At 45.1% G+C, this 14,087-nt stretch carries 11 protein-coding genes; 3 read left to right on the top strand and 8 right to left on the bottom strand.

Features of this window, described 5'->3' with window-relative positions:
- Window positions 1–32 precede the first annotated feature (32 nt).
- Window positions 33–3,827, top strand: coding sequence for a glycoside hydrolase family 2 TIM barrel-domain containing protein (locus tag INQ51_RS15385; protein ID WP_233378843.1), 3,795 nt, complete (start codon window positions 33–35; stop codon window positions 3,825–3,827).
- A 125-nt stretch (window positions 3,828–3,952) separates the two neighbouring features.
- Window positions 3,953–4,726, top strand: a complete 774-nt coding sequence (locus tag INQ51_RS15380; RefSeq protein ID WP_233378842.1) for a DUF2007 domain-containing protein — start codon at window positions 3,953–3,955, stop codon at window positions 4,724–4,726.
- 37 nt (window positions 4,727–4,763) lie between these two features.
- On the opposite strand, the gene INQ51_RS15375 is transcribed toward INQ51_RS15380, so the two are convergent.
- The 8 genes from INQ51_RS15375 to surE all read right to left on the bottom strand — a co-directional run bounded on the left by INQ51_RS15375 (window position 4,764) and on the right by surE (window position 12,740).
- Entirely contained in the window at window positions 4,764–5,186 is a 423-nt protein-coding gene (locus INQ51_RS15375) for an acyl-CoA thioesterase (protein ID WP_233378841.1), read from the bottom strand.
- Between the two features lie 94 nt (window positions 5,187–5,280).
- Window positions 5,281–5,895, bottom strand: coding sequence for a fumarylacetoacetate hydrolase family protein (locus tag INQ51_RS15370; RefSeq protein WP_233378840.1), 615 nt, complete (start codon window positions 5,893–5,895; stop codon window positions 5,281–5,283).
- Between the two features lie 26 nt (window positions 5,896–5,921).
- On the bottom strand, window positions 5,922–6,728 hold the full coding sequence (locus INQ51_RS15365; protein ID WP_233378839.1) for a 3'-5' exonuclease: 807 nt from the start codon (window positions 6,726–6,728) through the stop codon (window positions 5,922–5,924).
- Between the two features lie 74 nt (window positions 6,729–6,802).
- Entirely contained in the window at window positions 6,803–7,933 is a 1,131-nt protein-coding gene (gene dnaN, locus INQ51_RS15360) for a DNA polymerase III subunit beta (protein WP_233378838.1), read from the bottom strand.
- Window positions 7,934–8,052: 119 nt separating this feature from the next.
- Window positions 8,053–10,512: a gliding motility-associated ABC transporter substrate-binding protein GldG gene (gene gldG / locus INQ51_RS15355; RefSeq protein WP_233378837.1), complete on the bottom strand. Its 2,460-nt coding sequence runs from the start codon at window positions 10,510–10,512 to the stop codon at window positions 8,053–8,055.
- A 19-nt stretch (window positions 10,513–10,531) separates the two neighbouring features.
- The gene (lpxB, locus tag INQ51_RS15350; protein WP_233378836.1) at window positions 10,532–11,674 is read right to left on the bottom strand and encodes a lipid-A-disaccharide synthase; all 1,143 of its coding nucleotides are present in this window, start codon (window positions 11,672–11,674) and stop codon (window positions 10,532–10,534) included.
- A complete protein-coding gene (locus tag INQ51_RS15345; RefSeq protein WP_233378835.1) occupies window positions 11,675–11,977 on the bottom strand; it encodes a hypothetical protein in 303 nt (100 codons plus the stop codon).
- A gap of 1 nt (window position 11,978) precedes the next feature.
- The gene (gene surE, locus INQ51_RS15340) at window positions 11,979–12,740 is read right to left on the bottom strand and encodes a 5'/3'-nucleotidase SurE (protein ID WP_233378834.1); all 762 of its coding nucleotides are present in this window, start codon (window positions 12,738–12,740) and stop codon (window positions 11,979–11,981) included.
- A gap of 279 nt (window positions 12,741–13,019) precedes the next feature.
- Here surE and INQ51_RS15335 point away from each other — a divergent pair, with 279 nt between their 5' ends.
- Window positions 13,020–14,063, top strand: a complete 1,044-nt coding sequence (locus tag INQ51_RS15335; protein ID WP_233378833.1) for a response regulator — start codon at window positions 13,020–13,022, stop codon at window positions 14,061–14,063.
- The last annotated feature ends 24 nt before the right edge of the window (window positions 14,064–14,087 follow it).

Genomic DNA, 14,087 nt, shown 5'->3' with positions numbered 1-14,087 from the left:
GCTTCTATAAGCAAACAATAAACCCATTTATCATGTTAAAAACTATCTGCTTTTTATTTATTTCCCTCTTTAGCAGCACATTGGTTTTTGCGCAGGAAATTCCCGATTGGGAAAATCCGGCAGTATTTAATATCAACCGCTCTGCTCCGCATGCCTTTTTTATTCCGTTCGAAAATGAACAGCAGGCATGGGACAATAACAAAAATGAATCAGCATACTATCAATCGCTGAATGGTACCTGGAAATTCAATATTTCGAGCAATCCGGCCGGGCGGCCACTCGATTTTTACCGGGAAGATTTTGATGCAAGCCGGTGGGCCGACATTCAGGTTCCGGGCAACTGGGAACGCCAGGGGTTTGATACCGCCATTTATGTAAACACCACTTATCCTTTTTGGCAAATCGAAAAAAAACGCCCCAATCCGCCCCACATTCCTCACGATTACAACCCGGTGGGCAGCTACCGCCGCTCGTTTTCTATTCCGGCGAACTGGGACGGACGCCAGATTTCCATTCACTTTGGAGCAGTAAAGTCAGCTTTCTACATTTGGGTGAACGGACAAAAAGTGGGTTACAGCGAAGGTTCCAAAACACCGGCCGAATTTGATATCACAAAATACATCCGAACAGGAGAAAACACGCTGGCACTGGAAGTGTACCGCTGGAGTACCGGAAGTTATCTCGAATGCCAGGATTTCTGGCGCATCAGTGGTATTGAACGCGACGTTTACCTGCTCGCAACACCACAGGTTAATATCCGCGACTATTTTGTTTTGGCGGGATTGGACGAAAACTACCATAACGGAACTTTTTCTCTGGATGTGGAAGTACAGAACCTTACCGCTGCCAACCAGGGAAACTATACCGTACAAGCCGTGGTTTCGAACCTCGACAAAAGTGAAAAACACATTGACCTGTCAGTTTCTCAGGCAGTTGGAATAAACGCAACTCATTTCAAGCTCAAAGCAACCCTTGATAATCCGCTGAAATGGTCGGCAGAACAACCCAACCTGTACAAATTACTGATTGTATTGAAAGATGCGACTGGAAAAACCGTGCAGGCCATTTCGCAAAACATAGGTTTCCGCACCGCTGAAATCAAAAACGGACAGTTTTTGGTGAATGGGAAAGCTGTTTATGTAAAAGGTGTTAACCGCCACGAACACGATCCCGACAAGGGCCATGTGATCAGCCGCGAAATAACACTGAAAGACCTTCAGCTAATGAAAGAGTTTAACATCAACACCGTGCGTACCTGTCACTACCCTGACGATCCGGAGTTTTATACTCTTTGCGATTTGTATGGTTTGTATGTGATTGACGAAGCCAACATTGAATCGCACGGAATGGGTTACGGCGAAGCCAGCCTGGCCAAACAACCGGAATGGGGTCCGATGCACATCGACCGCATAGAGCGGATGGTGGAACGCGATAAAAACCATGCCTGTATTGTTACCTGGTCGCTGGGCAACGAAGCCGGCGACGGGATCAACTTTGTGGAAGGTACCAAATGGATCAAAGAGCGCGACCAAAGCCGTCCGGTTCAGTACGAACGCGCCGGCCTGGAAGCACACACCGATATTTTCTGCCCCATGTACATGGGGATCGATGGTATCACCCGCTATGCTCAGAACAATCCTGACCGCCCGCTCATCCTGTGCGAATACTCACATGCTATGGGTAACAGCTGCGGAAGCTTGCAGGACTACTGGGATGCCATTGAAACTTATCCTGCCTTGCAAGGTGGTTGCATCTGGGACTGGGTGGACCAGGGTTTACGCGAAGTGGATGAAAAAGGAAGAATGTACTTTACCTACGGCGGCGATTACGGAACCAACAAACCCAGCGACAACAGTTTCTGTATAAACGGCCTGATCAATCCGGACAGACTCCCCAACCCGCAGTTGTGGGAAACCAAGAAAGTATACCAGAACATTGCCATTACAGCTGATGATCTGGCTGCCGGAAAATTCACGGTTAAAAACAAGTATTTCTTTACCAACCTGAACGAATTTAATCTTTCGTGGACCATTAAAAATGCAGAAGGAGTTGTTGCTCACGGCACGATACCCGGATTAAATGTCGAGCCTCAGGAATCAAAAGCCTTCAGCATTTCAATACCCGAATTGCAAGAGCCCAAGGCGGGACAGTCGTATACGCTAAACTTCTCGCTGCTTACCAAAAAACAAAAAGGACTGGTAAAAAAACACCACGAGCAAGCTTGGGCAGAGTTTGAATTACCCATTCAAGCCGCACCCTTCAAGATGGTTGAAAACACCGGTGAAGTTTTGGTTCAGCAAAACGAAACCAACCAGCTTATCAGCGGGAAAAATTTCCAACTGACAATTGACTCCAATACCGGCGTTATTTCTTCGTACCTGCTGAACGGTGCCGAATTAATGACCGCTGGACCAAAACTCAATTTCTTCCGTCCGCCAACAGAGAACGATGTTCGCGACCGCAACGGAATGCGCGCCTGGACTTCTGCCGGGCTGGACCAAATCGAACAGGTGGCCGCTAAAGCTGAAATCAAAAACCAGGCTGACGGCTCTATGCTTGTGATTTTCCCGCTTACGATGAAAACCAGCACCACCGAATTTGATGCGGTGATTCAGTACCAGGTATTTGGCGACGGAACATTTACGGTTTCAAGCGAGGTAAACCTGCCGACGACCATTACTGCGGTTGCCAAAGTAGGCCTGCAAATGAAAATGCCACGTTCGTTTAACGAATTGAATTGGTATGGATTGGGCGGTGTATCAACTTATCCTGACCGCAAAAGCGGAGGCAAATTTGGCTTCTATGCATCAACCGCAGAACAATTGTACGACCACAACATGGTAGTTCCGCAAGACAACTGCAACCAGGCCGATGTTCGCTGGGCTGCCGTTACCAACATAGAAGGAATCGGTTTTATGATGAGCGCACCCAATGCAATGAATTTCAGTGCCTACCCTTACGACGATGCAGCTATCACCAAAGCCCGCCACATGAACGAACTGGAAGATGCCGGTTTTGTAACCGTTAACTTCGACGACCTGGTAACCGGACTTGGAACAGCCACCTGTGGCCCGGGCATTTTGCCGCAATATGTTGCCACAAATGGCATCTACCGTTTCGAGGTTACTTACCGACCGGTTCAGTTCCAGCAAAAAGAGATTTTTGATTATGCTGCTGAAAAATATACCTCAGCTGAATTACAATTGACACAGGCTCCGGAAATTGAGCGGGATGAAAAGGGTATGGTGAGCTTATCGGGAGATAAGAATTCGGTGGTTTATTATTCGGTAAACGACGGAAAAACCATTCGTTACAAAAAACCGTTTGACCTGCGAAAAGGAGGCAAGCTTGCTGTTTATGCTGAAACTCCCGGGAAAATGAGAAGTAACAAAGCGGTTAAAATATACGAGATTAATAAATCGAAATGGAAAGCCACTGCCGATTGCAGCTATCCGGGAGAAGGCCCCAAGGCAGCGATCGATAACAAGCCGGAAACCTTCTGGCATTCTGACTGGAGCGATGAAAAACTTGGGCAACCTCATTTCATTCAGGTTGACATGGGTGAAGTGCTTACGCTAAAAGGCTTTGATTATTTGCCCCGGCAAGAACAAAGCAACGGACGCATTGCAGAATACAAACTGGAGGTGAGTACCGATGGCAAAACCTGGAAAACCGTGGTAGAAAAAGGACATTTCCGGAACACCAACCAGCGCCAGGAAAAAATGTTTGACAAGCCTGAAAAAGCGCGGTATTTTAAAGTCACTACGCTGCGCGAGGTAAGCAACAGCTTTTACAGCTCAGCTGCCGAAGTGGGAGTAATCCTCTAAGAGGAATTACATCTGACTCAGCATAGAAAATCTACCTGTATTTAGTATATTTACTGAAAGTTACAGGTAGATTTTTTATTTTTAACAACCTGCATTGAAGACACCAATAATGTAAACATTCCAAAATGACGCTAACGACCATCTACACATCCAACATCCCCATCGACTGCCACATACTAAAAGGCCGTTTGGAGAGCGAAGGAATTCAAGCTTTTATTTACGACGAAAACCTGGTTTGGGTAAGTCCGTTCGATGCGGTAGCCATTGGCGGTGTAAAACTAAAAGTACCGGAAGAGCAGGCGGAGAAAGCCAGACAGGTACTGAATTCCATTTCGGAACACAAACTGATGGACAGCAGCGGCTCCTACGATATAGACGAAGCACTTGAGAAAGCGATAAAAAAACAGGATGAAATTTTCCGCATCAAGTCGCTGTTGCGAACAAAAGCAACGTTACCCGACAATACAAACGAGATCGAATCAGAGGTATTAACAAAGCCCGAAATTGAGAAGATCCTTGCGGAGGAAGCTGAATTCAAAAAACTGGACAAAAAAGAATTTAGCTTTTCATGGAAAGAATTCTGGGGCGAACTACTGGACTTCGATGGCAATGTTTTTGGCTATCTCCGGCAAAAACCCGTTGAATTCTACCAGGAGAAGGAATTGGTGGAGAAGTTTGGAATTTCGTCGAAAGACGATGTGTTACGGGTAATTTGCCCGAATTGCCAGTCGCCCAATGTGAGTTTTGGCTATGCCACCGACGATAAATGGGATGTTTTGTACCTCATCTTGTCGTTTCTGACAACCAGCCCCTTTCCCCTCATCAGAAAAAATTACCATTGCTTTGATTGCGGGCACAGCTTTAAACTGGAACACAAATCAAACAAACAACAATTGTAAAACTCAAATATCTCCCGGGTAATTGTTGTCAGGAATCTTAAACCTCCACCATTTTCACGCCAACCGCTTCAAATTTTCCTTCCAGGATATCAGGTGCAATGGGTCGTCCATTCTTGGTCAATACAGTGGTAATACGGGCATTTACCATTAGCTTTTCATCCGACTTACGAATGATCTGCTGATCAAAGATCACACGCAAACGCCCCTGTTTGCCCATTCTCAGACGAATCAGAAAAACATCGGCTGGCCGCAACGGAAACTTGTAATCCAGTTCGGCACGAATCACTACTGCGTCGATCCCGTCGTTGTGCAACTCGGCAAAATCCAGTCCGGCAGCATGTAAAAACTTATGACGGCAATGTTCCAGGTAATTCTGATAAACCGAGTTATTTACAATTCCCTGTAAATCGCATTCGTAATCGCGTACTTCAAGTTCTATTTCAAAATGATGGTCTTGCATGTTGTTTGATTGTTTACTTTTTAGTTATTGGGAGTTTGTTTATTGTGGTTCACGGCCACTTACAGTTACCGCAAACCACAATAAAATTATTTTTTTATTTCACCTTAAAATCGAGCAGTTTCTTGCCTTCCAGGTAACCTTCCAGGTGGTCGCCGATTTGCACCGGCCCAACGTTGGCGGGAGTACCCGTATAGATAAGATCCCCGATTTTTAAGGTTACGTATTTTGAAACATGGGAAATGATCTCATCAAAGCCAAAAATCATCAGACCCGAGTCGCCTTCCTGTGCGGTTGTCCCATTGATATCGAGCTTAAAATACATCGACTCCAGATCGGGGAAAATGCTTTTCGGGAAAAAGGTGCTGCTGATTACAGCCGACTGGTCAAAAGCTTTGGCTTTCTCCCAAGGCAAGCCTTTCGCCTTAAGTTGCGCCTGCACATCGCGTGCAGTAAAATCGATCCCCAGCCCGATCTCATCATAGTAACGATCGGCAAAGCGCTGCTCGATGTTTTTGCCAATACGGTTGATTTTGATGACGAGTTCGATTTCGTGGTGAACCTCTTTTGTCCAGTCGGGAATATAAAACGGATCGTTGTTACGAAGCAGGGCCGAATCCGGTTTCATAAAAAACACAGGCTCTTCCGGGACTTCGTTTCCCAATTCTGCGGCATGCGCCACATAATTTCTTCCTATGCAAATAATTTTCATCTCAATTTCTTTTTCAATTGCCCCCGCTACTTACTCATCATTTTCAGCTTAAGCTGGGTCAGCACTTTTTTGGTGTAAAGCGGAAATTCGCTGTTCAGGATCCAACCAAAATACCCGGGCTGCTCTTCCAGTACCTGTGCCACCGGAATTCCTTTGTTTTTCCCAAAGTTGAATACCGGCACATCGTTCTCGTCGTAAACAATCCGGCCTACAAAGTCAACGTTCCGGTCGTACGAAGAAAACTCGCTCAGTTGGTCCACGTTGTTCACAATCGGAAGGGATTTATTCCCTTTTGCATCTTCGTATTCAACTCCGTTATAAACATCGAGCTGCGCCTTTAACACCTCATAGGTAGCCTTTGTATCGGCCATGGCGCTGTGTGCATCGGTCAACTCCTGGTTACAATAGAATTTGTAAGCAGCTGCCAGCGTTCGTTTTTCCATTTTGTGAAAGATCGCCTGCACATCAATAAACTTTCGCTTTTTCAGGTCGATGTCCACATCGGCTCGCAGAAATTCTTCGGCCAAAAGCGGAATATCAAAACGATTGGAATTGAATCCTCCCAGATCACAGCCTTCCAGAAATTTGGCCAGTGTTTTGGCCACTTCCTTAAACGTAGGCGCATCTTTTATGTCCTCATCGTAAATTCCATGAATCATCGAGGCTTCAACAGGAATCGGCATTTCAGGGTTAATACGCAGCAGCCTTTCCTCTTCGCTGCCATCTACATTTACTTTTACCAACGCGATTTCCACAATGCGGTCAGTAACAATATTGATCCCCGTGGTTTCGAGATCCAGAAATACAATGGGATTTTTTAAGTGTAATTGCATACCGGTATGAATTAAAAAAGGTACCCTACAATCTGTTGACCCCAGGATACCTTTTTTCTGATTATTAAATTTGATCAGGCATTGATCATCATTGGCATCAAAAGCATCAACATGTCTTCGTCTTCGTGATCGTTCTCCGCCGGCAGTAACAAACCTGCGCGGGTCGGGTCACTTAATTCGAGACGTACATCACCTGCCGAAATATTGGACAGAATTTCCTGCATAAAAGTTGACTTGAAACCGATTTCGATCTCGTCTCCTTCGTATTCACAAGCCAGTCGTTCAACGGCCGAAATCGAGAAATCGATGTCCTGTGCAGAAACCACCAGTTTGTTATCGTTGATGTTTAATTTTATGAGGTTACTGGCCTGGTTCGAAAATACAGATACCCTTCTTACGGTATTGTAAAGACTCAGGCGGTCGATAACCATTTTATTTGGGTTGTTGGTTGGAATTACCGAATTGTAACTCGGATAATTACCTTCCACCAAACGGCAAATCAATTTATAATTGCTAAGTGTGAAAAATGCATTTTTATCGTCAAACTCCACTTTTACGTCGAATTCTTCTTTCGGAAGAAGGTTTTTCAGCAAACTGGCCGGTTTCTTCGGAAGGATAAAAGACGACTCAAATTCCGACTTGGCATCCATTCTGCGGTAACGAACCAACTTGTGAGCGTCTGATGCAACAAAGCTCATAAAATCGGGCGAAAGCTCCACAAAAATACCGTTCATTACCGGGCGAAGTTCGTCATCTGCCGTGGCAAACAGTGTTTTTTCAATACCTTTTTGCAAAACCACATGGCTTACATTGATCGACGAAGCGCCCTCTTCATCCAGCCCGGGCTGTTCCGGAAAATCTTCCGGATCCTGTCCCATAATGCTGAATTTACCATTGTCGGAAAAGATTTCAACATGAAAAGAATCTTTGTCGATCTGGAAAGTCAGTGGCTGCTCCGGAAATTCCTTCAAAGTATCTGTAATCAGTTTCGCCGGAACGGCAACAGCACCTGTCCCGTCAATATTGTCCAACTCGATACTGGTAATCAAAGTCGATTCCAGATCGGAAGCCGTAATGGTCAGCTCCGAATCGTTTAACTGAAACAAAAAGTTGTCCAGTATCGGCATAGTACTTTTACTGCTGATTACCTTGCTGATAGCAGAAAGGTGACTCAGTAAATCAGTGCTTGAAACAACAAACTTCATGTGCTTATTATGTTTTTTTGATTTTTAATTCCGTATGAGATTTTTAGTTCTCCAAGTACACGAATATACAAACTTTAATAATATTAACCTACCTGGCTTTTGGCGAAAATACCCACGATTTATGAACGGGTGTAACGATACTTACGAACAAGGTTGTATACCAGGCCGAAAAGTGCCATCATCAAAGCGGGTAGCAAAACATTCAGCCATTGCCAGAATGCTTTTTGCTCCCGCAGTTTCACCTGATCAAGTAGCCGGAGCTTGATCGTACGGTTTCGAAGTTGCATAATACCGCGGTCGTCGTTCAGGTAAAAAAGGGTGTTCATCAGAAACTCCTTGTTCCCCCAGGCACGCCGGGCCACTTTATCGTATCCCATTTCGCTGATTTGCGGACGCTCGCCCGAATAATTCACCAGGTTTGCGATCATTCCGGCATCGGCAAAAACAACCATTTTGGTTGGTTGGCTTTCGTTTAAAGTGGAAGCCGATGAAAAGCCCCACTGCTCCACCATCCGGTTTTTATACAGCGATGTAAACGTTCCTTCCATCAGCACTCCCACCGGAATAAAAGGCGTGTTGAACAATTCGCGGGCGGGTGGATTGTCGATATTTTGCAGACTTACCGATGAAGGCGATTTTACCCTCCGGGCATAAGGAGAAGTAGAAAGAATCACCGCTTTGGAGAGCCCGGGTGTCCCGGAAACAGTATCGACAGATGAAACGTATTCGGCAAAAACACGGTTCAGGTTCCGGCTTAGCGGGTGATTATCGTTGGGTGTCAGCAAGGGCGAGTAATACCAGGGATGAAGTGTATATTTTGGCTGAGCACCGGCGGGAGCGGTATTCACAGCCAATTGTGAACAATTTACATCCTGAAGTAATTCGTAATTCAAACGGGCTCCGTATTTAAACAACTGATCGCCCAGGTTGACATCATGCGGAAACGCAAAAGTCCGGAATCCGCGCGACAAGCTGTCAACATCCACTTTTACGGGATCGATTAACCAAACCACTTTTCCACCGTTCATGATGTATTGATCGATGATGTATTTATCCGGCTCGCTAAAAGGCTGATCGGGACCGGCAACCACCAGCACATCAAAATTATCGGCATATTTTCCGAGCAAGGTGGTATTCACACGCGTCACTTCAAAGTCGCCCGAAAGTGCATTGGCAAAGTCCATCACCTGGTATTGGTCCAATTCGCCGTGTCCTTCAAGAAAAGCAACGGTTGATTTTTTGCCGCGCATCAGCTTTTGAAAAGCATTCACCAATTCAAACTCCACACTTTCCACCGAGTGGTTTATATTGTACTCGCCGGAAAAATCCTGGTTTGATTTCAGAAAGTTAACAGCTACTTCTTTCCCTCCAATTCGAACAAGCGCTCCCGGAATAATAAGTTTTGTTGCTACCCCCGTTTCAGTTTTATGTCTGAAACTGGTGGGTTTGATGCCTTTTTCGTAAAGTTCCTGTATTTTTTCTTCGCGTTTCTCCGGGTTCACGACCTGGTAAATATCGGTAACTTTTATGCGAATCGGCTTCGAAGAATAGGCGTTTAGCACTGCTACTTTTTCAAAAACCTCGCGTTGCAATTTTTTTAATCCGGACTCCAACTCTCCTTCTAAAAAGAATTCGACAGAAACCGGTTCCTGAATTTCAACAGCAATTTGCTTACTGACCGGCGAAAGCGAGTAACGTTTATCAACGGTTAAATCAATCCGAAACAAAAAGCTGGAAGAGGCAAAAAACACCACAAAAACAGCTAAAGTGACCAGCACCAGCCGGGTACGAACAATCTTTCTTTTGATGTTTCCCTTGCGAAGAAACACGGCCGTAAAAAACAGGAAAAGAAAAGTCATCCCCAGAAAGTAGATCACGTCTTCGAGATCGATCACCCCGCGCGATGCAGACAGAAAATGCTCGTTAATGCTCAACCATGTCAACATCTGCTCTACCCAGTATGAAATTCCGGACGAAGCCGCAAACTCAAATCCCAGGTAAAAAACAAACGACAACACCATGGACAGAATAAAGCTAACGATCTGGTTGTCGGTTAACGACGAGGTAAAAACCCCGATGGCCACGTAAATGGTTGCCAAAAAGAAAAGCCCGAAAAACGATCCCCAGGTGGCACCTGTATCGATACTTCCCACCGGATTTCCAAGCAGGTAAACCGACAGAAAGTACAACAATGTAGGCAGCAGCGAAATAAAAACGAGCACCATCCCAGCCAGGAATTTGGCGAAAACCAGCTGAAAAGCAGAAACCGGGCGGGTAAGCAAGAGTTCGATGGTACCGCTTCGTTTTTCGTCGGCAAAAAAGCGCATCGTGATGGCCGGAATCAGAAATAAATACAGCCAGGGAGCCAGCGAAAAAAACGGATCGAGTGTAGAATATCCGCTTTCAATGATGTTGTAATCTCCGGGAAACACCCACAGGAATAAGCCACTGACCAAAAGAAAAACCAATACCGCCAGGTAACCAATCAGCGACCCCAAAAATGTTTTGATCTCTTTTTTGAACAAGCTATACACTTCGGCAAAAAGTTTTAAGGTGAACGTCTTTCTTGACGCTTTCAATATTTTTCAAAGCAGAAATTTAATGTTTTTCCACTGTTTTCAACAATTCAACCATTTTATCTGCTGCGCGCTTAGAGCATCCCGGCTCGCCCATCATTTCCCACAACTGCCGGTAATCATCCTGTATCTGAGTCCGGTATTCCTCTTCGTAAAGCAACTTTTGCATTTCGCTTTTTACATTATTCAAGGTCATTTTTGCCTGCACAAGTTCCCGCACAATCTCACGCTCCATGATAATATTCGGGAGCGACACCCCCACCATCTTAAAAATGAAATGACGGAAAATAACATCGGTTACCCAACCGCCTTCCACTTTGTAAATCACAGTTTGCGGTACCCGGAACAACGCCGTTTCCAAAGCTGCTGTTCCGGAAGCAACCAGCGCTGTGTGCGCGTTATTCAATAAATCGTAGGTTTGATCGTAAATAAGTTTTATATCCGTATCCTTCAGATAGGATTGATACAACGAATCGTCGATACTTTTTACCCCGGCCAGCACAAACTGAAAATCGGGAAAAAGAGAGGAAATAACCTTCATTACCGGAAGCGTCCGTTTTATTTCCTGTACCCGGCTACCGGCCAGCAAGGCTACCAGTGGTCTTTCATCCAGCTGATTTCTTTGGAGAAATTCCGGCCTAGCAAGGGCTGTTTTCTGAAATTCGGCAAACGAATCCATCAGCGGATTTCCCACATAATGAACGTCCATCCCGTGCTTTCGGTAAAAACCGGTTTCAAACGGAAAAATGGTAAACATTTCATCCACAGAAGCTTTGATCTTTTTTACCCGGTATTCTTTCCAAGCCCAAACCTTCGGCGAAATGTAGTAGTAAACTTTAATATTGTTTTGTTTGGCAAACTCGGCGATCCTCAGGTTAAACCCTGGATAATCGATCAGAATCAGCACATCGGGCTTAAACAGAAGCAGGTCTTTTTTACAGAATTCGAGGTTTCGCGCAATGGTTTTCAAATTCAGAATGACATTCAAAAACCCCATGAAAGCCATTTCGCGGTAGTGTTTTACCAATTCTCCACCAACGGCCTGCATCAGGTCTCCACCAAAATAGCGAAATACTGCCTCCGAATCCGCTGTTTTCAGTTCTTTCATCAGGTTCGATCCGTGCAAATCGCCTGATGCCTCGCCTGCAATCAGATAATACCTCATCTATATGGCTTTTGAAATGAGCACCACAAAAGCATAGAGCAAAGTAGCTCCCAGTACACCACGCGCTGCCCGTTCGTGTTTCATCTTCAGAAAACCCCAGAATACCGCCAGGTTGGTAAAAACACACAAACTGCCAATTTTCATCAGGGCATGAATGCGCCACAACCCTTTCAGGTATTCCGAAAATGCAATCTCCGGGTCGTTCACCAGGTAAACAATCAGAAAGATTAACAGGGGCAAAAGCAGGCCGGCCAAAAGTCCGGTACCAACGGTATCCAGTTTATGTCTGCGGTTTCGTTGCATATCAGAATTCCCAGTCTTTCAGTTGCTCCAGCGTTTTGTAACACGTCATATCTACCGTTACCGGAACTACCGATGCATAACTGTTTTTAAGTGCATGCATGTCGGTTTCGGGTGCATCTTCTTCAAAATTTTTGAAGTACCCAGCCAGCCAGTGGTATTCACGACCGTGCGGATCGGTTCTTTTTTCAAACTCTTCCACCCATTTACCGTGTGCCTGCCGGCATATTTTAATTCCCTTTGGTTTTCCTTTCGGAATGTTCACATTCAAACAAACGAAGGGCGGTAAACCGTTTTCCATAACACTCTGAAAAACACGTGCCACTACCAATTTTGCTTTGGAAAAATCGGCATCGGCACTGAAATCATCCAACGAAAAACCGATGGAAGGAACTCCGTGCAAACCACCTTCGATGGCAGCTCCCATTGTTCCACTGTAAATGACACTGATCGAGGAATTTGCCCCATGATTAATACCGGAAACCACAAAATCGGGTATACGTGGCAAAAGACTGTTAAAACTGAGTTTCACGCTGTCAACCGGAGTACCATTGCTTTTGTAGGTAGGCACCCCGTGAATCTGTTCAACCGGGATGGCCCGCAAAGGGTGATCAACGGTTATTCCACATCCTTTCCCCGACATGGAAACTTCGGACGAAATAACGATTACCTCGCCGAAAAACTGCATTACCTCTACCAACTCTCTCAGCCCTTTGGCATGAATTCCGTCGTCGTTGGTTACTAATATTAATGGCTTATCTGACATACATTTTTGTGTAAGCAACAAAGATAGTCAGAATTTGAAAGGATAAAGAAAGAAACATAAATAAGCGGGAAGTTAATTGTCTCCCACCCCGTTTCCTCCTGACCGTCAACAACAGTATAGAATCCGGAAGCGCTCACCATGCCCAAGCCCCTCTTTCAACATTCTGATATTTTTACAAAGTGCCTTGTTTATCTTCATGCATTTTTACTACTTTTAACCCTGATACGGATGACGCTTATACCTGTACCAACATAAAACCAAACGTTTAGATAAAAAGCCATGCGGAAGATTCTTGCAGTGGATGATAATTTGATAAACCTCGAGCTCCTTGCCCACATTATCAGAAAGCACTACCCCGACTTTCTGTTCGTCGCAGCACAAAGTGGAGAAGAGGGGATTGAGAAGGCGACCAAAGAGTTGCCCGATCTTGTGCTGCTTGACATTATGATGCCCGGGCTGGATGGCTACGAAACCTGCCGCATTTTAAAAGACAATGTAAAAACCAAACAGATTCCCATCATCATGGTTTCGGCCCTCGGACACGACAGCTCGGAACGCTCGAAGGGGTTGAATGCCGGCGCCGATTCTTTTCTCTCAAAGCCCTATGATCAGGCTGAATTATCCGCCCAGATCAATGTGGCCATGCGCATTAAAGAATACCAGGAAAGGCTTCGTAAAATGAATTCGGAACTCACGTTGGTGGAAGAACGTGAACGCCGCCGTGTTGCAGAAAACCTTCACGACAGTTTGGGACAAACCCTTTCGCTGGCGTTTATGAACCTGTCATCGATCGACGTACAGAGTTGTTCTCCGCAAATAAAAAAGACAATAGAGTTTACCTCCAGCCTGCTCAACAAAGCCATACAGGAATCGCGTACCTTAACCTACGACCTAAGCCCTCCTATTCTTTATGAACTCGGGCTTATTCCGGCGGTAAGCTGGAAACTGGAACAATTTGAGAAAAACTGCCAGATTAAAACCTCCTTTAAGGTAGGAGACTACAAAAACGGACAAACCAAGGAAAACGAAATTTTTCTTTACCGTATCATCGGAGAGCTTTTAACCAATATACACAAGCATGCCAGGGCTTCCGAAGTAAAAGTATCGGTTGACACAAACGACGAGGCTCACGTTATTTTGGTAGAAGACAATGGAGTAGGTATTGATCCGGCAAAAATAAAAGCTCCCAATTTAGAAGGTGGCTTTGGATTATTGAGTATTTATGAACGCGTCGACAGTATCAACGGATCATTCAAAATACACCCAACCGGTAAAGGAACACGTGCCAAGATAATTTTACCGGTTAACAAACAGTGCGACTGACAGAATTAACAACCCAAGTATAGA

Origin of the sequence: Maribellus sp. CM-23, from assembly GCF_021354595.1 — a bacterium.
Taxonomy (GTDB): Bacteria; Bacteroidota; Bacteroidia; order Bacteroidales; family Prolixibacteraceae; genus Draconibacterium.
This window is presented reverse-complemented; position numbering and strand designations above follow the sequence as displayed.

What these genes read in the sequence shown, in the direction of transcription:
- INQ51_RS15365 (WP_233378839.1), bottom strand. Translation starts at nt 6,728, where the DNA reads ATGCAATTACACTTAAAAAATCCCATTGTATTTCTGGATCTCGAAACC.
- INQ51_RS15370 (WP_233378840.1), bottom strand. Translation starts at nt 5,895, where the DNA reads ATGAAAATTATTTGCATAGGAAGAAATTATGTGGCGCATGCCGCAGAA.
- lpxB (WP_233378836.1), bottom strand. Translation starts at nt 11,674, where the DNA reads ATGAGGTATTATCTGATTGCAGGCGAGGCATCAGGCGATTTGCACGGA.
- surE (WP_233378834.1), bottom strand. Translation starts at nt 12,740, where the DNA reads ATGTCAGATAAGCCATTAATATTAGTAACCAACGACGACGGAATTCAT.
- INQ51_RS15385 (WP_233378843.1), top strand. Translation starts at nt 33, where the DNA reads ATGTTAAAAACTATCTGCTTTTTATTTATTTCCCTCTTTAGCAGCACA.
- dnaN (WP_233378838.1), bottom strand. Translation starts at nt 7,933, where the DNA reads ATGAAGTTTGTTGTTTCAAGCACTGATTTACTGAGTCACCTTTCTGCT.
- INQ51_RS15345 (WP_233378835.1), bottom strand. Translation starts at nt 11,977, where the DNA reads ATGCAACGAAACCGCAGACATAAACTGGATACCGTTGGTACCGGACTT.
- INQ51_RS15380 (WP_233378842.1), top strand. Translation starts at nt 3,953, where the DNA reads ATGACGCTAACGACCATCTACACATCCAACATCCCCATCGACTGCCAC.
- INQ51_RS15335 (WP_233378833.1), top strand. Translation starts at nt 13,020, where the DNA reads ATGCGGAAGATTCTTGCAGTGGATGATAATTTGATAAACCTCGAGCTC.
- INQ51_RS15375 (WP_233378841.1), bottom strand. Translation starts at nt 5,186, where the DNA reads ATGCAAGACCATCATTTTGAAATAGAACTTGAAGTACGCGATTACGAA.